Origin of the sequence: Escherichia sp. E4702 (assembly GCF_963883545.1) — a bacterium.
Lineage (GTDB): Bacteria > Pseudomonadota > Gammaproteobacteria > Enterobacterales > Enterobacteriaceae > Escherichia.
Genome location: NZ_CAWORF010000029.1, coordinates 15,962 through 41,805, shown reverse-complemented (window position 1 = coordinate 41,805; position 25,844 = coordinate 15,962). Strand labels below are relative to the sequence as shown.

Annotated in this window: 31 protein-coding genes; 24 read left to right on the top strand and 7 right to left on the bottom strand. The window is 50.7% G+C overall.

Going from position 1 to position 25,844, the window contains the following annotated elements:
* Position 1: 1 nt before the first annotated feature.
* The 13 genes from hflC to AACU94_RS18260 all read left to right on the top strand — a co-directional run bounded on the left by hflC (position 2) and on the right by AACU94_RS18260 (position 12,604).
* Positions 2-1,006: a protease modulator HflC gene (hflC, locus tag AACU94_RS18325; protein ID WP_001232411.1), complete on the top strand. Its 1,005-nt coding sequence runs from the start codon at positions 2-4 to the stop codon at positions 1,004-1,006.
* An 81-nt stretch (positions 1,007-1,087) separates the two neighbouring features.
* The gene (locus AACU94_RS18320; protein ID WP_001089295.1) at positions 1,088-1,285 is read left to right on the top strand and encodes a DUF2065 domain-containing protein; all 198 of its coding nucleotides are present in this window, start codon (positions 1,088-1,090) and stop codon (positions 1,283-1,285) included.
* Positions 1,286-1,388: 103 nt separating this feature from the next.
* Positions 1,389-2,687 (top strand): adenylosuccinate synthase, encoded by a 1,299-nt coding sequence (purA, locus tag AACU94_RS18315; protein ID WP_130221773.1) that lies wholly within the window; start codon positions 1,389-1,391, stop codon positions 2,685-2,687.
* Between the two features lie 206 nt (positions 2,688-2,893).
* Positions 2,894-3,319 carry a nitric oxide-sensing transcriptional repressor NsrR gene (nsrR, locus tag AACU94_RS18310; RefSeq protein WP_001177639.1) on the top strand — a complete coding sequence of 142 codons (426 nt, stop codon included), beginning with the start codon at positions 2,894-2,896 and terminating at the stop codon, positions 3,317-3,319.
* 38 nt (positions 3,320-3,357) lie between these two features.
* Entirely contained in the window at positions 3,358-5,799 is a 2,442-nt protein-coding gene (gene rnr, locus AACU94_RS18305; protein WP_135489995.1) for a ribonuclease R, read from the top strand.
* Between the two features lie 180 nt (positions 5,800-5,979).
* Positions 5,980-6,711: a 23S rRNA (guanosine(2251)-2'-O)-methyltransferase RlmB gene (gene rlmB, locus AACU94_RS18295; protein WP_001293282.1), complete on the top strand. Its 732-nt coding sequence runs from the start codon at positions 5,980-5,982 to the stop codon at positions 6,709-6,711.
* A 126-nt stretch (positions 6,712-6,837) separates the two neighbouring features.
* On the top strand, positions 6,838-7,239 hold the full coding sequence (locus tag AACU94_RS18290) for a YjfI family protein (protein WP_135489993.1): 402 nt from the start codon (positions 6,838-6,840) through the stop codon (positions 7,237-7,239).
* Positions 7,240-7,257: 18 nt separating this feature from the next.
* On the top strand, positions 7,258-7,956 hold the full coding sequence (locus AACU94_RS18285; protein ID WP_135489991.1) for a PspA/IM30 family protein: 699 nt from the start codon (positions 7,258-7,260) through the stop codon (positions 7,954-7,956).
* Between the two features lie 49 nt (positions 7,957-8,005).
* Entirely contained in the window at positions 8,006-8,665 is a 660-nt protein-coding gene (locus tag AACU94_RS18280) for a YjfK family protein (RefSeq protein WP_135489989.1), read from the top strand.
* Positions 8,666-8,682: 17 nt separating this feature from the next.
* Entirely contained in the window at positions 8,683-9,081 is a 399-nt protein-coding gene (locus tag AACU94_RS18275) for a DUF350 domain-containing protein (protein WP_135489987.1), read from the top strand.
* A gap of 9 nt (positions 9,082-9,090) precedes the next feature.
* A complete protein-coding gene (locus tag AACU94_RS18270; protein ID WP_064525802.1) occupies positions 9,091-9,729 on the top strand; it encodes a DUF1190 domain-containing protein in 639 nt (212 codons plus the stop codon).
* Positions 9,730-9,731: 2 nt separating this feature from the next.
* Positions 9,732-10,895, top strand: coding sequence for a glutathionylspermidine synthase family protein (locus AACU94_RS18265; RefSeq protein ID WP_135489985.1), 1,164 nt, complete (start codon positions 9,732-9,734; stop codon positions 10,893-10,895).
* 83 nt (positions 10,896-10,978) lie between these two features.
* Positions 10,979-12,604, top strand: coding sequence for an isovaleryl-CoA dehydrogenase (locus AACU94_RS18260; RefSeq protein ID WP_135489983.1), 1,626 nt, complete (start codon positions 10,979-10,981; stop codon positions 12,602-12,604).
* 116 nt (positions 12,605-12,720) lie between these two features.
* On the opposite strand, the gene yjfN is transcribed toward AACU94_RS18260, so the two are convergent.
* Positions 12,721-12,996: a DUF1471 family protease activator YjfN gene (gene yjfN / locus AACU94_RS18255; RefSeq protein WP_001517630.1), complete on the bottom strand. Its 276-nt coding sequence runs from the start codon at positions 12,994-12,996 to the stop codon at positions 12,721-12,723.
* A 273-nt stretch (positions 12,997-13,269) separates the two neighbouring features.
* Complete coding sequence (gene bsmA / locus AACU94_RS18250) at positions 13,270-13,599, bottom strand: biofilm peroxide resistance protein BsmA (RefSeq protein WP_135489981.1); 330 nt, start codon at positions 13,597-13,599, stop codon at positions 13,270-13,272.
* A 181-nt stretch (positions 13,600-13,780) separates the two neighbouring features.
* Between bsmA and yjfP the strand changes: the two genes are divergently transcribed.
* Complete coding sequence (gene yjfP / locus AACU94_RS18245) at positions 13,781-14,530, top strand: esterase (RefSeq protein WP_135489979.1); 750 nt, start codon at positions 13,781-13,783, stop codon at positions 14,528-14,530.
* On the opposite strand, the gene ulaR is transcribed toward yjfP, so the two are convergent.
* Positions 14,527-15,282, bottom strand: a complete 756-nt coding sequence (gene ulaR, locus AACU94_RS18240; protein WP_135489977.1) for an HTH-type transcriptional regulator UlaR — start codon at positions 15,280-15,282, stop codon at positions 14,527-14,529. The genes yjfP and ulaR overlap by 4 nt on opposite strands.
* A gap of 107 nt (positions 15,283-15,389) precedes the next feature.
* Positions 15,390-16,454 carry an L-ascorbate 6-phosphate lactonase gene (ulaG, locus tag AACU94_RS18235; RefSeq protein ID WP_001295191.1) on the bottom strand — a complete coding sequence of 355 codons (1,065 nt, stop codon included), beginning with the start codon at positions 16,452-16,454 and terminating at the stop codon, positions 15,390-15,392.
* Between the two features lie 353 nt (positions 16,455-16,807).
* On the opposite strand from ulaG, the gene ulaA reads away from it, so the two are divergent.
* Genes ulaA through ulaF form a run of 6 tightly spaced genes read left to right on the top strand, consistent with a single transcriptional unit; the run spans position 16,808 to position 21,214 of the window.
* Positions 16,808-18,205: a PTS ascorbate transporter subunit IIC gene (gene ulaA, locus AACU94_RS18230; RefSeq protein WP_000404886.1), complete on the top strand. Its 1,398-nt coding sequence runs from the start codon at positions 16,808-16,810 to the stop codon at positions 18,203-18,205.
* Positions 18,206-18,220: 15 nt separating this feature from the next.
* Entirely contained in the window at positions 18,221-18,526 is a 306-nt protein-coding gene (gene ulaB / locus AACU94_RS18225; RefSeq protein ID WP_000218362.1) for a PTS ascorbate transporter subunit IIB, read from the top strand.
* 9 nt (positions 18,527-18,535) lie between these two features.
* On the top strand, positions 18,536-19,000 hold the full coding sequence (gene ulaC / locus AACU94_RS18220) for a PTS ascorbate transporter subunit IIA (protein WP_000776505.1): 465 nt from the start codon (positions 18,536-18,538) through the stop codon (positions 18,998-19,000).
* A gap of 13 nt (positions 19,001-19,013) precedes the next feature.
* Positions 19,014-19,664, top strand: coding sequence for a 3-keto-L-gulonate-6-phosphate decarboxylase UlaD (gene ulaD, locus AACU94_RS18215; protein ID WP_000056760.1), 651 nt, complete (start codon positions 19,014-19,016; stop codon positions 19,662-19,664).
* A gap of 9 nt (positions 19,665-19,673) precedes the next feature.
* Entirely contained in the window at positions 19,674-20,528 is an 855-nt protein-coding gene (gene ulaE, locus AACU94_RS18210) for an L-ribulose-5-phosphate 3-epimerase UlaE (protein ID WP_135489975.1), read from the top strand.
* Positions 20,528-21,214: an L-ribulose-5-phosphate 4-epimerase UlaF gene (ulaF, locus tag AACU94_RS18205; RefSeq protein WP_015966193.1), complete on the top strand. Its 687-nt coding sequence runs from the start codon at positions 20,528-20,530 to the stop codon at positions 21,212-21,214. Before ulaE ends, ulaF begins: the two co-directional genes overlap by 1 nt.
* A gap of 129 nt (positions 21,215-21,343) precedes the next feature.
* Here the strand turns inward: ulaF and yjfY are convergent, their stop codons facing one another.
* The gene (yjfY, locus tag AACU94_RS18200) at positions 21,344-21,619 is read right to left on the bottom strand and encodes a DUF1471 family protein YjfY (RefSeq protein ID WP_000492914.1); all 276 of its coding nucleotides are present in this window, start codon (positions 21,617-21,619) and stop codon (positions 21,344-21,346) included.
* A gap of 326 nt (positions 21,620-21,945) precedes the next feature.
* Here yjfY and rpsF point away from each other — a divergent pair, with 326 nt between their 5' ends.
* Genes rpsF through rplI form a run of 4 tightly spaced genes read left to right on the top strand, consistent with a single transcriptional unit; the run spans position 21,946 to position 23,385 of the window.
* Complete coding sequence (rpsF, locus tag AACU94_RS18195) at positions 21,946-22,341, top strand: 30S ribosomal protein S6 (protein ID WP_001216676.1); 396 nt, start codon at positions 21,946-21,948, stop codon at positions 22,339-22,341.
* 6 nt (positions 22,342-22,347) lie between these two features.
* Complete coding sequence (gene priB, locus AACU94_RS18190; protein WP_001296681.1) at positions 22,348-22,662, top strand: primosomal replication protein N; 315 nt, start codon at positions 22,348-22,350, stop codon at positions 22,660-22,662.
* Between the two features lie 4 nt (positions 22,663-22,666).
* Positions 22,667-22,894 (top strand): 30S ribosomal protein S18, encoded by a 228-nt coding sequence (gene rpsR, locus AACU94_RS18185; protein ID WP_000135199.1) that lies wholly within the window; start codon positions 22,667-22,669, stop codon positions 22,892-22,894.
* Positions 22,895-22,935: 41 nt separating this feature from the next.
* Positions 22,936-23,385 (top strand): 50S ribosomal protein L9, encoded by a 450-nt coding sequence (rplI, locus tag AACU94_RS18180; RefSeq protein WP_001196062.1) that lies wholly within the window; start codon positions 22,936-22,938, stop codon positions 23,383-23,385.
* A gap of 111 nt (positions 23,386-23,496) precedes the next feature.
* On the opposite strand, the gene AACU94_RS18175 is transcribed toward rplI, so the two are convergent.
* Both AACU94_RS18175 and AACU94_RS18170 read right to left on the bottom strand, forming a co-directional pair.
* Entirely contained in the window at positions 23,497-24,468 is a 972-nt protein-coding gene (locus AACU94_RS18175; RefSeq protein ID WP_130257938.1) for a TRAP transporter substrate-binding protein, read from the bottom strand.
* Between the two features lie 52 nt (positions 24,469-24,520).
* A complete protein-coding gene (locus AACU94_RS18170) occupies positions 24,521-25,822 on the bottom strand; it encodes a TRAP transporter large permease (RefSeq protein WP_135385130.1) in 1,302 nt (433 codons plus the stop codon).
* Positions 25,823-25,844: the final 22 nt, after the last annotated feature.

The following is a 25,844-nucleotide window of genomic DNA, read 5'->3' as shown; positions in this document are numbered from 1 at the left end:
GATGCGTAAGTCAGTTATCGCGATTATCATCATTGTGCTGGTAGTGCTTTACATGTCTGTCTTTGTCGTCAAAGAAGGTGAGCGCGGTATTACGCTGCGTTTTGGTAAGGTACTGCGTGACGATGACAACAAACCTCTGGTTTATGAGCCGGGTCTGCATTTCAAGATACCGTTCATTGAAACGGTGAAAATGCTCGACGCACGTATTCAGACCATGGACAACCAGGCCGACCGCTTTGTGACCAAAGAGAAGAAAGACCTGATCGTCGACTCTTACATCAAATGGCGCATCAGCGATTTCAGCCGTTACTACCTGGCAACGGGCGGTGGCGACATTTCGCAAGCGGAAGTGCTGTTGAAACGTAAGTTCTCTGACCGTCTGCGTTCTGAAATTGGTCGCCTGGACGTGAAAGACATCGTCACCGATTCCCGTGGTCGTCTGACCCTGGAAGTGCGTGACGCGCTGAACTCTGGTTCTGCGGGTACAGAAGATGAAGTTACTACCCCGGCAGCAGATAACGCCATTGCCGAAGCGGCAGAGCGCGTAACAGCTGAGACGAAGGGCAAAGTTCCGGTCATCAACCCGAACAGTATGGCGGCGCTGGGTATTGAAGTTGTCGATGTGCGTATCAAGCAGATCAACCTGCCGACCGAAGTGTCTGAAGCGATCTACAACCGTATGCGCGCCGAGCGTGAAGCGGTAGCACGTCGTCATCGTTCACAAGGTCAGGAAGAAGCAGAAAAACTGCGTGCGACTGCTGACTATGAAGTCACCAGAACGCTGGCAGAAGCCGAACGTCAGGGCCGTATCATGCGCGGTGAAGGTGATGCCGAAGCTGCCAAGCTGTTTGCAGACGCATTCAGCAAGGATCCAGACTTCTACGCGTTCATTCGTAGCCTGCGTGCTTATGAGAACAGCTTCTCTGGCAATCAGGACGTGATGGTCATGAGCCCGGACAGCGATTTCTTCCGCTATATGAAGACGCCGAGCTCCGCGACGCGTTAATATAACGACCGCGGTACAGGTCAATAAAGCCACCGCATCCTCAGGGATGTCGGTGGTTTTCTTTTTCTATAAGGATAATGAATGAATTCGACTATCTGGCTGGCGCTTGCCCTGGTTTTAGTGTTGGAAGGTTTAGGGCCGATGCTTTACCCGAAGGCATGGAAGAAGATGATCTCCGCAATGACTAATTTACCCGATAATATTTTACGTCGTTTTGGCGGTGGACTTGTGGTTGCGGGCGTTGTGGTCTACTACATGTTGAGGAAAACGATTGGCTGAGCAAAAAATAGGCTGACTAAGGTCATTTTTGGATGCAAAAAGTGCTGTAACTCTGAAAAAGCGATGGTAGAATCCATTTTTAAGCAAACGGTGATTTTGAAAAATGGGTAACAACGTCGTCGTACTGGGCACCCAATGGGGTGACGAAGGTAAAGGTAAGATCGTCGATCTTCTGACTGAACGGGCTAAATATGTTGTACGCTACCAGGGCGGTCACAACGCAGGCCATACTCTCGTAATCAACGGTGAAAAAACCGTTCTCCATCTTATTCCATCAGGTATTCTCCGCGAGAATGTAACCAGCATCATCGGTAACGGTGTTGTGCTGTCTCCGGCCGCGCTGATGAAAGAGATGAAAGAACTGGAAGACCGTGGCATCCCCGTTCGTGAGCGTCTGCTGCTGTCCGAAGCATGTCCGCTGATCCTTGATTATCACGTTGCGCTGGATAACGCGCGTGAGAAAGCGCGTGGCGCGAAAGCGATCGGCACCACCGGTCGTGGTATCGGGCCTGCTTATGAAGATAAAGTGGCACGTCGCGGTCTGCGTGTTGGCGACCTTTTCGACAAAGAAACCTTCGCTGAAAAACTGAAAGAAGTGATGGAATATCACAACTTCCAGTTGGTTAACTACTACAAAGCTGAAGCGGTTGATTACCAGAAAGTTCTGGATGATACGATGGCAGTTGCCGACATCCTGACTTCTATGGTGGTTGACGTTTCTGACCTGCTCGACCAGGCGCGTCAGCGTGGCGATTTCGTCATGTTCGAAGGTGCGCAGGGTACGCTGCTGGATATCGACCACGGTACTTATCCGTACGTAACTTCTTCCAACACCACTGCTGGTGGCGTGGCGACCGGTTCCGGCCTGGGCCCGCGTTATGTTGATTACGTTCTGGGTATCCTCAAAGCTTACTCCACTCGTGTAGGTGCAGGTCCGTTCCCGACCGAACTGTTTGATGAAACTGGCGAGTTCCTCTGCAAGCAGGGTAACGAATTCGGCGCAACGACGGGTCGTCGTCGTCGTACCGGCTGGCTGGATACTGTTGCCGTTCGTCGTGCGGTACAGTTGAACTCCCTGTCTGGCTTCTGCCTGACCAAACTGGACGTTCTGGATGGCCTGAAAGAGGTGAAACTCTGCGTGGCTTACCGTATGCCGGATGGTCGCGAAGTGACTACCACTCCGCTGGCAGCTGACGACTGGAAAGGTGTAGAGCCGATTTACGAAACCATGCCGGGCTGGTCTGAATCCACCTTCGGCGTGAAAGATCGTAGCGGCCTGCCGCAGGCGGCGCTGAACTACATCAAGCGCATTGAAGAGCTGACCGGTGTACCGATCGATATCATCTCTACCGGCCCGGATCGTTCTGAAACCATGATTCTGCGCGACCCGTTCGACGCGTAATTCTGGGACGCCCGGCAGATATTTTGCCTGCTGGGCTAACAGTGTGATACATTGCTGTGTCGGGTAAGCCATTACGCTATCCGACACAGTGTTAAATCCTCGCTTTTTTCCTTCCCCAAACTGAAATAAATTAGCGACACAGCTTGTGGCTGGTTTATCATCAATATAAATGTATTTTTTCCCGATTTCCCTTTTTTGAGGTTGATGTGCAGTTAACGAGTTTCACTGATTACGGATTACGCGCGCTGATCTACATGGCATCATTGCCAGAAGGGCGGATGACCAGTATTTCTGAAGTGACTGACGTCTACGGCGTCTCCCGTAATCATATGGTCAAAATAATCAATCAACTTAGTCGTGCCGGCTACGTGACTGCTGTTCGTGGAAAAAATGGCGGCATTCGCCTGGGTAAACCGGCGAGTGCGATACGTATTGGTGATGTGGTGCGCGAGCTGGAACCTTTATCGCTGGTGAATTGCAGTAGTGAGTTTTGCCACATTACACCTGCCTGTCGGTTGAAACAGGCACTTTCTAAGGCCGTGCAAAGTTTTCTTACGGAACTGGATAACTACACGCTTGCCGATTTGGTTGAAGAGAATCAACCGCTTTATAAATTATTGCTGGTGGAGTGACGAAAATCTTCATCAGAGATGACAACGGAGGAACCGAGATGTCACAAGATCCTTTCCAGGAACGCGAAGCTGAAAAATACGCGAATCCCATCCCTAGTCGGGAATTTATCCTCGAACATTTAACCAAACGTGAAAAACCGGCCAGCCGTGATGAGCTGGCGGTAGAGCTGCACATTGAAGGCGAAGAGCAGCTTGAAGGCCTGCGTCGCCGCCTGCGTGCGATGGAGCGCGATGGTCAACTGGTCTTCACTCGCCGTCAGTGCTATGCGCTGCCGGAACGCCTCGACCTGGTGAAAGGTACCGTTATTGGCCACCGTGATGGCTACGGCTTTCTGCGGGTTGAAGGACGTAAAGATGATTTGTATCTCTCCAGTGAGCAGATGAAAACCTGCATTCATGGCGATCAGGTGCTGGCGCAGCCGCTGGGCGCTGACCGTAAAGGTCGTCGTGAAGCGCGTATTGTTCGCGTACTGGTGCCAAAAACCAGCCAGATTGTTGGTCGCTACTTTACCGAAGCGGGCGTCGGCTTTGTGGTTCCTGACGACAGCCGTCTGAGCTTCGATATCTTAATCCCGCCCGATCAGATCATGGGCGCGCGGATGGGCTTTGTGGTGGTTGTTGAACTGACCCAACGCCCGACTCGCCGTACCAAAGCGGTGGGTAAAATCGTCGAAGTGCTGGGCGATAATATGGGCACCGGCATGGCGGTTGATATCGCTCTGCGTACTCATGAAATTCCGTACATCTGGCCGCAGGCTGTTGAGCAACAGGTTGCCGGGCTGAAAGAAGAAGTGCCGGAAGAAGCAAAAGCGGGTCGTGTCGATCTGCGCGATTTACCGCTGGTCACCATTGATGGCGAAGACGCCCGTGACTTTGACGATGCAGTTTACTGCGAGAAAAAACGCGGCGGCGGTTGGCGTTTATGGGTCGCGATTGCCGACGTCAGCTACTATGTGCGTCCGCCAACACCGCTGGACAGCGAAGCGCGTAACCGTGGTACGTCGGTGTATTTCCCTTCGCAGGTTATCCCGATGCTGCCGGAAGTGCTCTCTAACGGCCTGTGCTCGCTCAACCCGCAGGTAGACCGCCTGTGTATGGTGTGCGAGATGACCATTTCGTCGAAAGGCCGCCTGACTGGCTACAAATTCTATGAAGCGGTGATGAGCTCTCACGCGCGTCTGACCTACACCAAAGTCTGGCATATTCTGCAGGGCGATCAGGATCTGCGCGAGCAGTACGCGCCGCTGGTTAAGCATCTCGAAGAGTTGCATAACCTCTATAAAGTGCTGGATAAAGCCCGTGAAGAACGCGGTGGGATCTCATTTGAGAGTGAAGAAGCGAAGTTCATTTTCAACGCTGAACGCCGTATTGAGCGTATCGAACAGACCCAACGTAACGACGCACACAAGTTAATTGAAGAGTGTATGATTCTGGCGAATATCTCGGCGGCGCGTTTCGTTGAGAAAGCCAAAGAACCGGCACTGTTCCGTATTCACGACAAGCCGAGCACCGAAGCGATTACCTCTTTCCGTTCAGTGCTGGCGGAGTTGGGGCTGGAACTGCCGGGCGGTAACAAGCCGGAACCGCGTGACTACGCGGAACTGCTGGAGTCTGTTGCCGACCGTCCTGACGCAGAAATGCTGCAAACTATGCTGCTGCGCTCGATGAAACAGGCGATTTACGATCCGGAAAACCGTGGTCACTTCGGTCTGGCATTGCAGTCCTATGCGCACTTTACTTCGCCGATTCGTCGTTATCCTGACCTGACGCTGCACCGCGCCATTAAGTATCTGCTGGCGAAAGAGCAGGGGCATCAGGGGAATACCACCGAAACCGGTGGCTACCATTATTCGATGGAAGAGATGCTGCAACTGGGTCAGCACTGTTCGATGGCGGAACGTCGTGCCGACGAAGCAACGCGCGATGTGGCTGACTGGCTGAAGTGTGACTTCATGCTCGACCAGGTGGGCAACGTCTTTAAAGGCGTGATTGCCAGCGTTACTGGCTTCGGCTTCTTTGTCCGCCTGGATGACCTGTTCATTGATGGTCTGGTCCATGTCTCTTCGTTGGACAACGACTACTATCGCTTTGACCAGGTGGGTCAACGTCTGATGGGCGAATCCAGTGGTCAGACTTACCGCCTGGGCGATCGCGTGGAAGTTCGCGTCGAAGCGGTTAATATGGACGAGCGCAAAATCGACTTTAGCCTGATCTCCAGTGAACGTGCACCGCGTAACGTTGGTAAAACTGCGCGCGAGAAAGCGAAAAAAGGCGATGCCGGCAAAAAAGGCGGTAAGCGTCGTCAGGTAGGCAAAAAGGTAAACTTTGAGCCAGATAGCGCCTTCCGTGGCGAGAAAAAACCGAAGCCGAAAGCGGTGAAGAAAGATGCGAAAAAAGCGAAAAAGCCATCGGCTAAAACACAAAAAATAGCCGCTGCGACCAAAGCGAAGCGTGCGGCGAAGAAAAAAGTGGCAGAGTGATCAATACCCTCTTCAAACAGAAGAGGGTCAGATTGCTGACAAAATGCGCTTTGTTCATGCCGGATGCGGCGTGAACGCCTTATCCGGCCTACATAATCACGCAAATTCAATATATTGCAGGGATCATGTAGGCCTGATAAGCGTAGCGCATCAGGCAAAACGTAAACAACGAGTACATTAATGAGCGAAATGATTTACGGCATCCACGCAGTGCAGGCCCTGCTGGAGCGCGCCCCTGAACGTTTTCAGGAAGTCTTTATTTTAAAAGGCCGTGAAGATAAACGTCTGTTACCGCTGATTCACGCCCTTGAGTCCCAGGGCGTGGTTATCCAGCTGGCAAACCGCCAATATCTCGATGAGAAAAGCGACGGTGCCGTGCATCAGGGCATTATCGCCCGTGTGAAACCAGGACGGCAGTATCAGGAAAACGATCTGCCGGATCTGATCGCTTCGCTCGATCAACCATTCCTGCTGATCCTCGACGGTGTAACCGATCCGCACAACCTCGGCGCGTGCCTGCGTAGCGCGGACGCCGCTGGCGTTCATGCGGTGATTGTGCCGAAAGATCGCTCCGCACAGCTCAACGCCACGGCGAAAAAAGTAGCCTGCGGCGCGGCAGAAAGCGTTCCGCTGATTCGGGTGACTAACCTTGCGCGCACCATGCGTATGTTGCAGGAAGAGAACATCTGGATCGTCGGTACGGCAGGCGAGGCGGATCATACGCTCTATCAGAGCAAAATGACCGGACGACTGGCGCTGGTGATGGGCGCGGAAGGTGAAGGTATGCGTCGCCTGACTCGTGAACATTGCGATGAGTTGATCAGCATCCCAATGGCAGGAAGTGTTTCTTCGCTGAACGTTTCGGTTGCGACCGGAATTTGCTTATTTGAAGCGGTTCGCCAGCGCAGCTAATCCCTCTGATTTAAGAAAAACCATCCAGATTTGGATGGTTTTTTTTTATCTATAGCTGGTAAGATAATTACGCTCTATAAATATTCACCTTATTAATAATTAAATTTTATATATATGGAATAATATATGACATGGAATCCGTTGGTGCTGGCGACGGCGCTGCAAACTGTACCTGAACAAAATATTGATATAACGAATAGCGAAAACGCATTAATTATTAAAATGAATGATTATGGCGATTTGCAGATCAATATTCTTTTTACTTCCCGCCAGATGATTATCGAAACATTTATTTGTCCGGTAAGTTGTATCAGCAATCCGGATGAATTTAATACCTTTTTATTAAGAAATCAGAAGATTATGCCGCTTTCATCGGTAGGGATCTCCAGTGTACAACAGGAAGAGTATTACATTGTTTTTGGGGCGTTATCGCTTAAATCTTCTCTTGAAGATATCCTGCTTGAGATAACCTCGCTGGTAGATAATGCATTGGATCTGGCTGAAATTACAGAAGAATATTCACACTAATTACAAGGACGGGTATTTATGGGAATTTTAAAAAGTTTATTTACGCTGGGGAAATCATTTATCTCCCAGGCGGAAGAATCCATTGAAGAAACCCAGGGCGTGCGCATGCTGGAACAACATATTCGGGACGCCAAAGCTGAACTGGATAAAGCCGGAAAATCTCGCGTCGATCTGCTGGCGCGGGTGAAATTAAGTAACGATAAGCTGAAAGATTTACGCGAGCGTAAAACCAGTCTGGAAGCCCGTGCGCTGGAAGCATTAAGCAAGAACGTTAACCCATCGTTAATTAACGAAGTCGCCGAAGAAATTGCGCGCCTTGAGAATCTTATTACCGCTGAAGAACAGGTGTTGTCGAATCTGGAAGTCTCCCGCGATGGTGTGGAAAAAGCCGTTACGGCAACGGCACAGCGTATTGCCCAATTTGAGCAACAAATGGAAGTCGTTAAAGCTACTGAAGCCATGCAGCGTGCGCAGCAGGCCGTAACGACCTCGACCGTTGGCGCCTCTTCCAGCGTTTCGACAGCTGCAGAGTCATTAAAACGCCTGCAAACGCGTCAGGCTGAGCGCCAGGCCCGGCTGGATGCCGCCGCGCAGCTGGAAAAAGTGGCAGACGGTCGCGATCTCGACGAAAAACTGGCAGAAGTGGGGATTGGTGGTGTTAACAAAAGCAATGCCCAGGATGTGCTGGCAAGGCTGCAACGCCAACAGGGCGAGTAATTTTTTGCCAGCCTCACTAAAAGGCTGGCTGCTAATTTAAGGATAAAATATGTCTGGTTTTTTCCAGCGCCTGTTTGGTCAGGATGATAAGCCTGTTATCGTTCGCGGTCCGCTGGGACTTCATCTCAATAGTGGCTTTACGCTCGACTCGTTAGCGTTTCGTTTGCTGGAAGATGAATTGCTGATTGCGCTGCCGGGTGAAGAATACACGGTAGCCGCCGTCAGCCGCATCGATCTGGGCGGCGGTAGCCAGATTTTCCGCTACTACACTTCAGGCGATGAATTTCTGCAAATCAATACCACCGGCGGCGAAGATATTGATGACATTGATGATATCAAGCTCTTTGTCTATGAAGAGAGCTACGGTATCAGTAAAGAGAGTCACTGGCGCGAGGCGATCAACGCCAAAGCGATGGGGGCAATGACCTTAAACTGGCAGGAAAAACGCTGGCAGCGATTTTTTAACAGCGAAGAACCGGGAAATATTGAACCCGTCTACATGCTGGAAAAAGTAGAAAATCAAAACCATGCCAAATGGGAGGTCCATAATTTTACCATGGGCTACCAACGGCAAGTGACCGAAGATACTTACGAATATTTGCTGTTAAATGGTGAGGAATCTTTTAACGATCTCGGCGAGCCGGAGTGGTTATTTTCGCGCGCGCTGGGCGTCGATATCCCGCTGACATCACTTAATATTATTGGTTAATTACAGGGACGTTTACGATGCATATACTGGATTCACTTCTTGCTTTTAGCGCCTATTTTTTTATTGGCGTGGCGATGATAATTATTTTTCTGTTTATCTACTCCAAAATTACACCGCACAACGAATGGCAATTAATCAAAAACAATAATACCGCGGCGTCACTGGCATTCAGCGGTACATTGTTGGGCTACGTGATCCCGTTATCCAGTGCGGCAATCAATGCGGTGAGTATTCCAGATTATTTTGCCTGGGGCGGAATCGCACTGGTGATTCAGTTACTCGTTTTTGCTGGCGTCAGACTTTATATGCCGGCATTAAGCGATAAAATTATTAATCACAACACTGCGGCAGGAATGTTTATGGGAACCGCCGCGCTGGCTGGCGGTATTTTTAACGCAGCTTGTATGACATGGTAATGGATGATCATGGCCAGAAAACGCAAATCAAGAAATAACAGTAAAATTGGTCACGGAGCGATCAGTCGCATTGGTAGACCCAATAATCCTTTTGAGCCGCGTCGCAATCGCTACGCACAAAAATATCTGACCCTGGCGATTATGGGCGGCGCAGTTTTTTTAGTGATCAAAGGATGGAGTGAAAGTAGCGATGTCGATAACGACGGTGACGGAACGTTTTATTCGACAGTGCAGGATTGTATTGATGACGGTAATAATGCAGACATTTGCGCGCGTGGCTGGAACAACGCCAAAGCGGCATTTTATGCCGATGTACCGAAGAATATGACTCAGCAAAATTGTCAGTCTAAGTATCAAAATTGCTATTATGACAATATCGAACAGAGTTGGATCCCGGTCGTTTCTGGATTTTTGTTAAGCCGGGTTATTCGTAAAGATCGCGATGAGCAGTTCGTTTATAACAGCGGCGGCTCCTCATTTGCTTCGCGACCCGTCTGGCGCAACACTTCCGGTGATTACTCCTGGCGCTCCGGTTCTGGCAAAAAAGAGTCTTATTCCACGGGCGGCTTTACCACCAAAAAAGCGTCTACCGTTTCTCGCGGCGGCTATGGTCGTTCTTCCAGCGCCCGTGGGCATTGGGGAGGCTAATCATGCTGAGACACAACGTTCCTGTGCGGCGGGATCTCGACCAGATCGCCGCCGACAACGGTTTCGACTTTCATATCATCGACAATGAAATCTATTGGGATGAGAGTCGGGCTTACCGTTTTACTCTGCGCCAGATTGAAGAGCAGATCGAAAAACCGACTGCGGAACTGCATCAGATGTGCCTTGAGGTGGTGGATCGCGCGGTTAAAGATGAAGAGATCCTGACGCAACTGGCGATCCCGCCGTTGTACTGGGATGTGATCGCTGAAAGCTGGCGCTCCCGCGATCCTTCGCTGTATGGCCGTATGGATTTTGCCTGGTGTGGCAATGCGCCGGTGAAGCTGCTGGAATACAACGCTGATACGCCGACCTCGTTGTATGAGTCGGCTTATTTCCAGTGGTTGTGGCTGGAAGATGCCCGGCGCAGCGGCGTTATTCCGCGCGATGCCGATCAGTACAATGCCATTCAGGAGCGCCTGATTTCACGCTTTAGCGAGCTTTATAGCCGGGAGCCGTTTTATTTTTGCTGCTGTCAGGACACCGACGAAGACAGGAGTACCGTGCTGTACTTGCAGGACTGCGCTCAGCAGGCAGGACAGGAGTCGCGGTTTATCTACATTGAAGATCTCGGTTTGGGCGTCGGCGGTGTACTGACCGATCTTGATGATAATGTCATCCAGCGTGCATTTAAGCTGTACCCGCTGGAGTGGATGATGCGTGACGATAACGGTCCGCTGCTGCGCAAGCGTCGTGAGCAGTGGGTGGAGCCGTTATGGAAAAGTATCTTGAGTAACAAAGGGCTAATGCCGCTGCTTTGGCGCTTCTTTCCTGGTCATCCTAATCTTCTGGCGTCCTGGTTTGAGGGCGAAAAACCGCAGATCGCCGCTGGCGAAAGCTATGTGCGTAAACCGATCTACTCACGCGAGGGCGGTAACGTCACCATTTTCGACGGCCAGAATAACGTCGTTGACCACGCTGATGGTGATTACGCCGATGAACCGATGATCTATCAGGCGTTTCAACCGCTACCGCGATTTGGCGATAGTTACACGCTGATTGGTAGCTGGATTGTCGATGATGAAGCGTGCGGTATGGGTATCCGCGAAGATAACACGCTGATCACTAAAGACACTTCGCGTTTTGTTCCGCACTACATTGCGGGTTAAGAATGTTTTAGCAATCTCTTTCTGTCAGGAATCCGTGGCAGTGACCATACTAATGGTGACTGCCATTGATGGAGGGAGACACAGTGCACTGGCAAACTCACACTGTTTTTAATCAACCTATACCCTTAAATAACAGCAATTTATACCTGTCTGATGGCGCGCTCTGCGAAGCGGTAACGCGCGAAGGCGCTGGTTGGGATAGCGATTTTCTCGCCAGTATTGGTCAGCAACTCGGAACGGCAGAATCCCTTGAACTGGGGCGGCTGGCGAATGTAAACCCACCTGAACTGTTGCGCTACGATGCCCAGGGGCGACGTCTGGACGATGTCCGTTTCCATCCCGCATGGCACCTGCTGATGCAGGCGTTATGTACCAATCGGGTACACAACCTGGCCTGGGAAGAAGATGCTCGCTCCGGCGCATTTGTGGCGCGGGCGGCGCGTTTTATGTTGCACGCACAGGTTGAGGCCGGGTCATTATGCCCGATAACCATGACCTTTGCCGCCACGCCATTGCTGTTACAGATGTTACCCGCGCCGTTTCAGGACTGGACCACGCCGCTGTTGAGCGATCGCTACGATTCTCACTTATTGCCAGGTGGGCAAAAACGCGGTTTGTTGATTGGCATGGGAATGACGGAAAAGCAGGGCGGTTCCGATGTGATGAGCAACACCACTCGCGCCGAACGTCTGGACGATGGGTCTTATCGGCTGGTGGGGCATAAATGGTTTTTCTCGGTGCCACAAAGCGACGCGCATCTGGTGCTGGCACAGACCTCGGGCGGTTTGTCCTGCTTTTTTGTGCCGCGATTTTTGCCTGACGGGCAACGCAACGCGATTCGGCTGGAGCGTCTGAAAGATAAGTTGGGTAATCGTTCCAATGCCAGTTGCGAAGTGGAGTTTCAGGATGCCATTGGCTGGTTGTTGGGTCAGGAAGGGGAAGGGATTCGCCTGATTCTGAAAATGGGCGGGATGACGCGTTTTGATTGTGCTCTGGGTAGCCATGCCATGATGCGTCGCGCGTTCTCGCTGGCGATTTATCACGCTCATCAACGCCATGTATTTGGTAATCCGTTAATCGAACAGCCCCTTATGCGCCATGTCTTAAGTCGCATGGCGCTTCAGCTTGAAGGGCAAACAGCGTTGTTGTTTCGTTTGGCGCGGGCGTGGGATCGGCGTGCCGATGCCAAAGAAGCCCTGTGGGCGCGTTTATTTACGCCAGCGGCGAAATTTGTTACCTGCAAACGTGGCATTCCGTTTGTGGCTGAAGCGATGGAGGTGCTGGGCGGTATTGGCTATTGCGAAGAGAGCGAACTACCGCGACTTTATCGGGAGATGCCAGTGAACAGCATCTGGGAAGGCTCTGGCAATATTATGTGCCTCGATGTGCTGCGCGTTCTTAATAAGCAAGCGGGCGTCTACGATTTGCTGTCGGAAGCGTTTATGGAAGTGAAAGGGCAAGATCGTTATTTTGATCGCGCGGTTCGTCGCTTACAACAGCAACTGCGCAAACCGGCTGAAGAATTGGGACGGGAGATAACACATCAATTATTTTTGCTGGGCTGCGGCGCGCAAATGTTGAAATATGCTTCTCCGCCAATGGCGCAGGCGTGGTGTCAGGTGATGTTAAATACGCGCGGTGGCGTGCGGTTGTCAGAGCAGATCCAGAATGATTTATTGCTGCGGGCGACGGGGGGAGTGTGTTTGTAAGCGTATACGACGGATGCGACGCTGGTTTCGATTAACTAAATGAAATATGTGAAAATTGTAGGCCGGACAAGGCGCTCGCGCCGCATCCGGCATTGTTCATTTGCTGTAGATGACACTCACGCATACAGTATCGCCTGTACACGCCAGTTATCGGGCTGCTGGTCTTCATACATGGTAATAATGCGATACCATGATGCCCCTTGTTCATCGGCCTTTAACGCCACGATACGTTCCACGTCCTGCGGATCCCCTGAAATATTGCTAACCGAGATCTGACCTATTTCATTCAGGCCCGTCACGCAGTCAGCACTGGCGAATTCTGCAGACTGTGCCGTGGCGCTCGCAGGGCAAGTCACTAATTGCAGCGAGGGTGAGGCAAGTAATTGTTTCATCGTCAGCTCCATTTTTCGTTTCCCCACATGTGGCAGGGCATTCCATCGCGGTAATAAACGCCCGAGCTTCCCGCCGGTAATTTATTGTGCACAGGTAAACGCATAGGGACGCAAAGCAATGTAAAGCTGGCTGTATAAGTTGTCTGATTTATTTACGGTATATACTCGTCATACTTCAAGTTGCATGTGCTGCGTCTGCGTTCACTCACCCCAGTCACTTACTTATGTAAGCTCCTGGGGATTCACTCGCTTGTCGCCTTCCTGCAACTCGAATTATTTAGAGTATAAAATGGCTTGTGAATACCACTGTCCTGTCACGATGGTTTCATCCACCATTACGACAACGTAATAATCAGCTTTTGCAGCGACAGCTTTCGCTCTGATTTCTGCTAATGCGTCATCCGGAGAGCCCCGTACCATCGTGCTTACGCTACCTATTCGCTGTAACCCTTGTGTCTGGTCGCGGCGAATCTCTTGCGGATGGTCCGTTACTGGCGGTGCTGGCTGTGGCGTACCTTGCAGTGCGCTACAGGCGCTTAGCATCAACACCAATAATAAACTGGAAAACCGATAAATAACGCTATTACGTTTCCTGCTAACCATAGTGTAGTGCCTTATTTATTTAACTTGAGGGGAATGTTCCCGAATTGTTACCTGGTACGCGATTTTCGAATGAAAACGTTGTGAAAGCGTAATCCACATCTCAACATTATGAACTAATACGGTCAGCAGAAACTTGTGCTAAGGATTTCTTCATGTCATACCAGACTCAAAGGAGAAAAAAATGATTGAATTAGAATCACGCGTGCTGGCTGATATTCCCGTTCTTCACGCTTATCCCGTAGGGCAAAAAGAAATCCCGTTACCGTGTGTGATTTTTTATCACGGATTTACTTCATCCAGCCTGGTTTATAGCTATTTTGCTGTCGCGCTGGCGCAGGCTGGTTTCCGGGTGATCATGCCGGATGCGCCCAATCACGGTAGCCGTTTTAGTGGCGACGCAGCGCGGCGTTTAAATCAATTCTGGCAAATCTTGCTACAAAGTATGCAGGAATTCACTACTTTACGTGCGGCAATAGCCGAAGAAAACTGGCTGCTTGATGAACGCCTGGCGGTTGGTGGCGCGTCAATGGGTGCAATGACCGCACTGGGAATTACCGCTCGCCACCCCACGGTGAAATGTACCGCCAGCATGATGGGGTCTGGCTATTATACATCGCTCGCCCGTTCACTGTTTCCACCGCTGATACCTGAAACGGCAGCACAGCAGAATGAATTCAATAACATTGTCGCGCCGCTGGCAGAGTGGGAAGCGACAAACCACCTGGAACAACTTGGTGACAGACCTCTACTGCTGTGGCATGGCCTCGACGATGACGTTGTGCCTGCCGATGAATCACTACGTTTGCAGCAGGCCTTAAGCGAGACGGGACGAGATAAACTGCTAACCTGTTCATGGCAGCCTGGCGTGCGCCACCGTATTACACCCGAGGCGTTAGATGCTGCGGTGACATTTTTCCACCAGCATCTTTAAACACGCAGAATGCTGACCCCTTGCGCTTCCAGCTGTTGCAGGATCTTTGGGTTAGCATTTTTGCCGGTGATCAGCATATCGATTTGATCGGCGCGGCTAAAGAGCATCCCCGCGCGTTCGCCAATCTTACTGCTATCGACCAGCACTACCAGTTTCCCTACCACGCTCAACATCTTCTGCTCTGCCATTGCCGTCAGCATATCGGTTTTATATAACCCTTCTGCGGTCAGCCCTTTGCCGCTGGTAAACATCCAGTGCCCGGCATAGAGACTGTTTTCGCTGCCCTGTGGGCTTAAGGTGATGGACTGACTTTTGTTGTACTGCCCGCCCATGATGATCACGCTGTCATGTTCCTGATCGATCAGATAGTTTGCCAGCGGGAGATAATTAGTGATGATTTGCACCGGTTTGCCACACATTTCCCGGCCGAGCAGAAATGCGGTAGAGCCGCAGTTGATGACCACGCTTTCGCCCGGATTAACCAACTGCGAGGCCGCTTTAGCGATACGTACTTTTTCATCGTGATTCTGCGCCTGATGCAGATTCATCGGCGTCCATCGCGGGCGCTGCTGGGTAATCGCTTCGGCACCGTTGCGCACTTTCTTCAGTTTGCCGCTTTCGTCGAGTTTATTGATATCGCGTCGCGCAGTGGCAGGCGAAATTCCCAGACGCTCAACGACTTTCTCCACGGTCACAAAGCCCAATTGTGCGAGCATTTCCAGGAGGATTTGATGTCTTTGTGCTTCAGTCATGAGCTATTCCGATAAAATTTGATTTTTTTAGATGATATTTGAAATAGCCAGGAAATACTACGCCGGATAGCGCGAACAGATCCACGCTACCCGGTATAAACGACAGATTACAGGAACGATTTGAACGGCAGATCCGGTTCAATGGTGAAGCAATCGTCAAAACCACGCGGATAGTGATACTCGAAGTTATCTTTATCCAACGGCCAGGTAAACTTGCCACCGACCTGCCAGATAAACGGCTTAAAGCCATACTTCAGACGATCTTTTTTCATCTCCCACAGTACGCGGATTTCCTGCGGATCGGCCTGGAAGTTTGACCAGATATCATGGTGGAACGGGATAACTACTTTCGCATTCAACGCTTCGCCCATACGCAGCATATCGGCGCTGGTCATTTTGTCGGTAATACCGCGTGGGTTCTCACCGTACGATCCTAACGCCACGTCGATCTGATGCTCGTTGCCATGTTTTGCATAGTAGTTAGAGTAGTGGGAATCGCCGCTGTGATACAGAGAACCGCCCGGTGTTTTGAACAGATAGTTTACTGCGCGATCGTCCATACCATCTGGCAGCACGCCAGCCGCTTTTTGATCCGCTGGTAGGGTGATCAGTGCAGTACGGTCGAACGCGTCAAGGGCATGAATTTCAATGTCTTTCACTTTTACCACATCGCCTGGTTTGACCACGATGCAGCGTTCTTTCGGTACTCCCCAGCCAATCCATAAATCCACGCAGGTTTTCGGTCCGATAAACGGTACGTCATCAGCACAGTTCTGCATCACGGCAGCAGCGACGTTGACGTCGATATGATCGTTGTGATCGTGAGTTGCCAGTACCGCGTCGATCTGGCGAATCGCAAACGGATCAAGAACAAACGGGGTAGTACGCAGGTTTGGCTGCAGTTTTTTCACGCCAGCCATGCGCTGCATCTGGTGACCCTGTTTCATCAGCGGGTTACCGTGACTTTGTTTGCCAGTACCGCACCAGAAATCAACGCAAACGTTGGTGCCACCTTCCGATTTCAGCCAGATCCCAGTACAACCGAGCCACCACATCGCGAATGTACCAGGAGCTACCTGCTCTTGTTCAATTTCTTCATTCAGCCAGCTACCCCACTCCGGGAAAGTGCTTAGGATCCAGGATTCACGGGTGATACTTTTCACTTTACTCATCGCCATTTACCTTCATGATGTTCAATTTGAATCAATATGTGATTGGTTTTGATTAATCCTGACACTATTTTTTCAGGAAGGCAATGACCGTTTTTTGACTTTTTGCCAGGGGAGTTGTTGTGGATTTTGAGTGTGGAAAGATTTAATGGAATGTGTAATTCATTTAACTGAATGAATTTAAATGAGTAATTGTTTCTTTGCATGAATCCCACTCTATCAATGTGGAATTATTTGCGTGCCGCGTCACATTTAATCATAAATAATCTTGTTGTGATTACTTTTGAAAATTAGAGTGAATGCACAACATTCCGGGTGTGCGGAATACCCGGTTACCTCTTCTTCAGGAGATCGTTATGGAGATCCTCTACAACATCTTTACCGTGTTTTTTAACCAGGTCATGACCAATGCCCCGTTGTTGCTGGGTATTGTGACCTGCCTGGGTTACATCCTATTGCGCAAAAGTGTCAGCGTTATTATTAAAGGTACGATTAAAACCATAATTGGTTTCATGTTGTTGCAGGCAGGGTCCGGCATCCTGACCAGCACCTTCAAACCGGTGGTGGCGAAAATGTCGGAAGTCTACGGTATCAACGGTGCGATTTCAGATACTTACGCTTCGATGATGGCCACTATCGAGCGCATGGGCGATGCCTATAGCTGGGTAGGGTACGCGGTGCTGCTGGCACTGGCGCTGAACATTTGTTACGTGCTGCTGCGTCGTATTACCGGTATTCGCACCATCATGCTGACCGGCCACATTATGTTTCAGCAGGCGGGGCTGATTGCCGTCACGCTGTTCATCTTTGGCTACTCCATGTGGACCACCATTATCTGCACGGCGATTCTGGTTTCGCTCTACTGGGGCATTACCTCCAACATGATGTACAAGCCGACTCAGGAAGTGACGGATGGCTGTGGTTTCTCCATCGGTCACCAGCAGCAGTTTGCATCATGGATTGCTTATAAAGTCGCGCCGTTCCTGGGCAAAAAAGAGGAGAGCGTTGAAGACCTCAAACTGCCTGGCTGGCTGAACATTTTCCACGACAACATCGTCTCCACGGCGATTGTCATGACCATCTTCTTTGGCGCCATTCTGCTCTCCTTCGGTATCGACACCGTGCAGGCGATGGCAGGCAAAGTGAACTGGACGGTCTACATCCTGCAAACCGGTTTCTCTTTTGCGGTGGCGATCTTCATCATCACTCAGGGCGTGCGCATGTTTGTGGCGGAACTCTCTGAAGCATTTAACGGTATCTCCCAGCGTCTGATCCCAGGTGCGGTTCTGGCGATTGACTGTGCGGCTATCTATAGCTTCGCGCCGAACGCCGTGGTCTGGGGCTTTATGTGGGGCACCATCGGTCAGCTGATTGCGGTTGGTATCCTGGTCGCCTGCGGTTCCTCGATCCTGATTATTCCTGGCTTTATCCCGATGTTCTTCTCCAACGCCACCATCGGCGTGTTCGCTAACCACTTCGGCGGCTGGCGTGCGGCGCTGAAAATTTGTCTGGTGATGGGAATGATCGAAATCTTTGGTTGCGTCTGGGCGGTGAAACTCACCGGTATGAGTGCCTGGATGGGTATGGCGGACTGGTCAATTCTGGCACCACCGATGATGCAGGGCTTCTTCTCCATCGGTATCGCCTTTATGGCCGTCATCATTGTAATTGCACTGGCTTATATGTTCTTCGCTGGCCGCGCGCTGCGCGCAGAAGAAGATGCAGAAAAACAACTGGCAGAACAGTCTGCTTAATAAGGAGTTTTGATTATGACCGTACGTATTCTGGCTGTGTGTGGCAACGGACAAGGCAGTTCCATGATCATGAAGATGAAAGTGGACCAGTTTTTAACCCAGTCGAACATCGACCACACGGTAAATAGCTGCGCGGTTGGCGAATATAAAAGTGAGTTGAGCGGCGCGGATATCATCATCGCTTCTACGCACATTGCGGGCGAAATCACCGTGACCGGCAACAAATACGTGGTTGGCGTGCGCAACATGCTCTCTCCTGCCGACTTTGGCCCGAAATTGCTGGAAGTGATCAAAGAACATTTCCCGCAGGACGTGAAGTAAGGACGCGCCATGAAACTACGTGATTCGCTGGCGGAGAATAAATCTATCCGTCTGCAGGCTGAAGCTGAGACATGGCAGGACGCAGTGAAAATCGGCGTTGACCTGCTGGTGGCGGCGGATGTTGTCGAGCCGCGTTACTACCAGGCGATTCTGGATGCGGTTGAACAGCACGGCCCGTACTTTGTGCTCGCTCCAGGCCTGGCAATGCCGCACGGACGCCCGGAAGAAGGCGTTAAGAAAACCGGTTTTGCACTGGTGACGCTGAAAAAGCCGCTGGAGTTCAACCACGAAGATAACGACCCGGTGGATATCCTCATCACCATGGCGGCGGTTGATGCCAACACTCACCAGGAAGTGGGCATCATGCAGATCGTCAACCTGTTTGAAGATGAAGAGAATTTCGACCGTTTACGTGCCTGCCGTACCGAGCAGGAAGTACTGGATCTCATTGACCGCACCAACGCGGCAGCTTAAGAAGGAATTGAACATGTCATTACCGATGTTGCAAGTCGCGCTGGACAACCAAACTATGGATAGCGCCTACGAAACCACTCGCCTGATTGCCGAAGAAGTCGACATTATCGAAGTGGGCACCATTCTGTGCGTGGGCGAAGGCGTGCGTGCGGTTCGTGACCTGAAAGCGCTTTACCCGCACAAAATCGTACTGGCTGACGCCAAAATTGCCGATGCGGGCAAAATTCTTTCTCGCATGTGCTTCGAAGCCAACGCTGACTGGGTGACCGTGATTTGCTGTGCGGATATCAACACCGCCAAAGGCGCGCTGGACGTAGCAAAAGAGTTTAACGGCGACGTGCAGATCGAACTGACCGGTTACTGGACCTGGGAACAGGCGCAACAGTGGCGTGACGCAGGCATTCAGCAGGTGGTTTATCACCGCAGCCGTGACGCGCAGGCCGCAGGCGTGGCATGGGGCGAAGCAGATATCACCGCGATCAAACGTCTTTCCGATATGGGCTTCAAAGTCACCGTCACCGGTGGCCTGGCGCTGGAAGATCTGCCGCTGTTCAAAGGTATTCCGATTCATGTGTTTATCGCGGGTCGCAGCATCCGTGATGCCGCTTCTCCGGTTGAAGCTGCGCGTCAGTTCAAACGTTCCATCGCCGAACTGTGGGGCTAAGGAGCGGATATGTTGTCCAAACAAATCCCGCTTGGCATCTATGAAAAAGCGCTCCCCGCCGGGGAGTGCTGGCTGGAACGACTGCAACTGGCAAAAACGTTAGGCTTCGATTTTGTCGAGATGTCGGTGGATGAAACTGACGAACGCCTGTCGCGCCTCGACTGGAGCCGCCAGCAGCGTCTGGCGCTGGTCAACGCGATTGTGGAAACCGGCGTGCGTGTACCGTCTATGTGCCTTTCTGCTCATCGTCGTTTCCCGCTGGGTAGCGAAGATGACGCGGTGCGGGCGCAGGGGCTGGAGATTATGCGCAAAGCTATCCAGTTCGCCCAGGATGTCGGTATCCGTGTGATCCAGCTGGCGGGCTATGACGTTTATTATCAGGAAGCCAATAACGAAACGCGTCGTCGTTTCCGTGACGGCCTGAAAGAGAGCGTTGAGATGGCAAGCCGCGCGCAGGTGACGCTGGCGATGGAGATCATGGATTACCCATTGATGAACTCCATCAGCAAGGCGCTGGGCTACGCGCACTATCTCAACAACCCGTGGTTCCAGCTCTACCCGGATATCGGCAACCTGTCGGCGTGGGACAACGATGTGCAGATGGAGTTGCAGGCCGGAATCGGGCATATCGTCGCGGTACATGTGAAAGACACCAAACCTGGCGTCTTCAAAAACGTGCCGTTTGGCGAAGGTGTAGTGGATTTCGAACGTTGCTTCGAAACGCTTAAACAGAGTGGCTATTGCGGGCCCTATCTGATTGAGATGTGGAGCGAAACGGCAGAAGACCCAGCGGCAGAAGTGGCGAAAGCGCGTGATTGGGTGAAAGCGCGCATGGTCAAAGCAGGCATGGTGGAGGCGGCATAATGCAAAAGCTGAAACAGCAGGTATTTGAAGCCAATATGGATCTGCCGCGCTACGGGCTGGTGACCTTTACCTGGGGCAACGTCAGCGCCATTGACCGCGAACGCGGGCTGGTGGTGATCAAGCCCAGCGGTGTCGCCTACGAAACCATGAAAGCAGACGATATGGTGGTGGTCGATATGAGCGGCAAGGTGGTGGAAGGGGAGTATCGCCCGTCTTCCGACACTGCGACGCATCTCGAACTCTACCGCCGTTATCCGTCGTTGGGCGGCATTGTCCATACCCACTCCACTCATGCCACCGCATGGGCGCAGGCGGGGCTGGCGATCCCGGCGTTAGGTACTACGCACGCTGACTACTTCTTTGGTGATATCCCGTGTACGCGCGGGTTAAGCGAAGAAGAAGTGCAGGGTGAATACGAGCTAAACACTGGCAAAGTGATTATCGAAACGCTGGGTGACGCCGAGCCGCTGCATACGCCGGGAATTGTGGTGTATCAGCACGGGCCGTTCGCCTGGGGGAAAGACGCCCACGACGCGGTGCATAACGCAGTGGTGATGGAAGAAGTGGCGAAAATGGCGTGGATTGCGCGCGGTATTAATCCACAACTCAATCACATCGACAGCTTCCTGATGAATAAACATTTCATGCGTAAGCACGGTCCCAACGCCTATTACGGGCAGAAGTAAAACACGCGCTGCGGAAATTTCCTTCTTCGGGAGATAACTGGTCTGATTCTGCAGCCGTTTTTCAAAAAAATGCCCCCGGAGAAGGGGGCAAAGCAAACTATGGCAATGTTTCGTTGGTTATACCTGGTGCTAGCGATAAATATCCGCGCTGGCGTGCATATTGCCGTTACTCCCCGGTTCTCGCATCAGAATCACGTGGTAGTACGTTGCGCCTTGCGCATCTGTCTCTTCATTCAGTGCCTGGCGAGCTTCACTTTCAGTGGCGAAGTTATGGTTGATATAAATCACGCCTAAGCTCTGTACGTCGTCCATATTTCTGGCCTGGTGGTTATTAATTTCAATGGCTGCCCATGTATTTGCACTTAGCAAAAGCACAGCCAGAAGGGCTAAAACACGACTGAACATAGATACCTCCTCGACGGCTGACTTTGTGTGCTCTCCTCCGTGATGATCTTCTGATTTAATTTTAATCAATGATAAAGAAGTTGATGGTGACCATTTCTGATGCAGTTGTTCGAAAAAACACTGTGACGGAATGTGATGAACTTCAAATCAGCGAGTTAGTTCTTTTGAGCGAAAGATGAGATTTATTTGTCGGCTGGCCTTGAGTTTAGCGGGGCATACAAGTACTATAACGCGTCATTTTTCAGCCGACCTTTAACACGTTCCTTGCCTCCCCGGGATTCGGCTGACCCAGACAGGAGGCTGAATAATCCGTAAGGAGCAATTCGATGCGTCATTACGAAATCGTTTTTATGGTCCATCCTGACCAGAGCGAACAGGTTCCGGGCATGATCGAGCGCTACACTGCTGCCATCACTGGTGCAGAAGGCAAGATCCACCGTCTGGAAGACTGGGGCCGCCGTCAGCTGGCTTACCCGATCAACAAACTGCACAAAGCACACTACGTTCTGATGAACGTTGAAGCTCCGCAGGAAGTGATCGATGAGCTGGAAACTACCTTCCGCTTCAACGATGCCGTTATCCGCAGCATGGTTATGCGTACCAAGCACGCTGTTACCGAAGCATCTCCGATGGTTAAAGCGAAAGACGAGCGCCGTGAGCGTCGCGATGATTTCGCAAACGAAACCGCAGATGATGCTGAAGCTGGGGATTCTGAAGAGTAATTTCTGATGACCAACCGTCTGGTGTTGTCCGGCACCGTGTGCAGGACTCCCCTTCGAAAGGTCAGTCCATCAGGAATTCCTCACTGCCAGTTCGTGCTTGAGCATCGTTCTGTGCAGGAGGAAGCCGGTTTTCACCGGCAGGCATGGTGCCAAATGCCCGTTATTGTTAGCGGACACGAAAACCAGGCCATTACTCACAGTATAACGGTCGGCAGTCGCATAACCGTTCAGGGGTTCATTTCATGCCACAAGGCAAAGAACGGACTGAGCAAAATGGTTTTGCATGCCGAGCAGATTGAATTGATAGATTCTGGAGACTAGCCATATGGCACGTTATTTCCGTCGTCGCAAGTTCTGCCGTTTCACCGCGGAAGGCGTTCAAGAGATCGACTATAAAGATATCGCTACGCTGAAAAACTACATCACCGAAAGCGGTAAGATTGTCCCAAGCCGTATCACCGGTACCCGTGCAAAATACCAGCGTCAGCTGGCTCGCGCTATCAAACGCGCTCGCTACCTGTCCCTGCTGCCGTACACTGATCGCCATCAGTAATCGGTCACGGTCCATTAATACGACTTTGAGAGGATAAGGTAATGCAAGTTATTCTGCTTGATAAAGTAGCAAACCTGGGTAGCCTGGGTGATCAGGTAAACGTTAAAGCGGGCTATGCTCGTAACTTCCTGGTACCGCAGGGTAAAGCTGTTCCAGCTACCAAGAAAAACATTGAATTCTTCGAAGCACGTCGCGCTGAACTGGAAGCTAAACTGGCTGAAGTTCTGGCAGCAGCTAATGCTCGCGCTGAGAAAATCAATGCACTGGAAACTGTTACCATCGCGTCTAAAGCTGGCGACGAAGGTAAACTGTTCGGTTCCATCGGTACTCGCGACATCGCTGACGCTGTAACTGCGGCTGGCGTTGAAGTGGCTAAGAGCGAAGTTCGTCTGCCGAACGGCGTTCTGCGTACCACTGGCGAACACGAAGTGAGCTTCCAGGTTCACAGCGAAGTATTCGCGAAAGTGATCGTAAACGTAGTAGCTGAATAATTCGTTATTCAACGAGACGTAAAAACGCCGACCTTGTGTCGGCGTTTTGCTTTTGTAGCGAGCACTTGCAGATATCGATAAGGGCCACAATAAGCAGCCCCATGAAGATAATTACTTAGCCGCCTGAATGTCAGCCAGCATTGGGGCAAGGGCAGGGTTATCCTTAGCAAAGGCTGCGTACATCGGCTGCACTTTCTCGATAAACGGAGCTTTATCAACCTGGTAGACTTTCACGCCCATTTTATCCAGTTTAGCGAATTCTTTTTTCTCTTCCTCGCTCCACAAGTCTTTCATGTAGCTCATTGATTCTTTCGCTGCTTTTAATATAACTGACTGATTTTCTGGGCTAAGTTTATCAAACGCAGCATTGCTCATCAGAACCACATCGGGAACCATAGTGTGTTCGTCAAGGCTGAAGGATTTTGCCACTTCACCGTGACGCATGGTGGTCAGCGCCATCACACTGTTTTCTGCCATATCAACCACACCTTGCTGTAAGGCTGTATACAGCTCGCCGTAATCCAGTGGCGTCGGGTTACCGCCCATGACTTTGATCATTTCAACTGCGCCAGGACTTGGCTGAACACGGACTTTCATGCCTTTCAGATCGTCTGGTTTCAGCACAGGTTTATTGCCGTAGAAGCTGCGGGCGCCTCCATCATAGAACGTCAGACCGAAATAACCTTTGTTTTTTGTTGAGTCGAGGATTTTCCTTCCGATATCGCCCTGCATGACCTGATAATAATGATCACGATCGCGGAACAAATAAGGCAGGCTAAATAATTTATAAGAATTTTCAAATGCTTCCATTTCTGCCGCATTGGTTTTAACCAGTGGAATAGCGCCAGAACGAATCAGCTCCATTGTTTCTCGTTGAGTACCCAATGTTCCATTTGGGTAAATACGAATAGTAATATCACCGTTAGAGTACTCTTTGCTCTTTTTCGCAAAGAACTCCATCGCTTTATGAACAGGATGTGATTTATCCTGATTATGGCTAAGTTTTAACGTAACTGCCCAAGACTGGCCTGCAGATAACATAAGAACAGCACCGATAATGCCAGCGGATACTTTTATTTTCATAGATATTCCTTTTCTAATAAATATGGCGGCAGGTGCCGCCAGTGAATGCGTATCAGTAGCCAAGTGCTTTTGGCAATGCCATACTGATTTGCGGAATATAGGTCACCATTGCCAGCACTAATACCATCACGGCATAGAAGGGCAGCATAGGTTTGATAATTTTGTTGATTGGTAATTTAGATACACTACAGCCAACAAACAGCACACTGCCTACTGGTGGAGTACAAATACCGATACACATGTTCAGTACCATGACAATACCAAAGTGAATCGGGTCCATGCCCAACTCGGTGACGACGGGTAAAAATATCGGGGTGAAAATCAGTACCGCTGGCGTCATATCCATAAATGTGCCAATGATCAACAAGATAATATTGATAATAAGCAGGATTACTATTGGATTATCAGAAATGGTATTGAGCAAATCGAGGATCAGGAATGGTACGTCAGCGTTGGACATAGCCCATGACATGCCCATTGAAGAGCCGATCAATAACAAAACAATTGCTGTGGTAATCACTGATTCCAGAAATATTTTAGGTAAATCCTTAACTGATATTTCACGATAGAGAACCAGCGCGAGGAAAAGAGTATAAATTACCGCAATTGCCGAAGCTTCGGTTGGGGTAAAAATACCGCTTAGTACGCCACCCATAATTAACACAATCAGGAAAATGCTGGGGATCGCCATCCATATAGCCACTCCAGCCTGGCGCAAAGTCGGACGTTCTGGTTTTGGATAACCGCGACGTACCGCGATAATACCGGCGACGACCATCAGTGCCAGGCCCAGCAAAATTCCCGGAACATATCCCGCCAGGAACAGTGCGGCAATAGACGTACCGCCGCTGACCAGTGAATAGACGATCAACGTATTGCTTGGTGGAATAAGTAAACCAGTAGGAGCAGAAGCAACGTTAACCGCAGTGCTGAATGCCGGGTCGTAGCCTTCTTTAACCTGTTGCGGATGCATGACACCGCCCATCGCCGCCGCCGAAGCAACGGCTGAACCAGAAATTGCCCCGAACAGCATATTGGCAAGAATATTACAGTGAGCAAGTGAGCCTGGCAGACGACCGCCAAGAATTCGCGCAAAGTTAATTAGCCTTCGTGCTATTCCTCCATGATTCATAATGTTGCCAGACAAGATAAAAAATGGGATTGCCAACAACGTAAAACTATCTAACCCGGAGGCTAACTTTTGGGAAACCACACTCAATGCTGAGTTGAAATCGAGTTGTGTGGAAATTGATGCCAGTGTCGATAAACCAATGGCATAAACAATAGGTACACCTAATGCCAACATAAAAAAGAAGGCACCAAATAACACAATAATAGGTAACCAGTAATCCATAATTTCTCCATTCCTACTATGG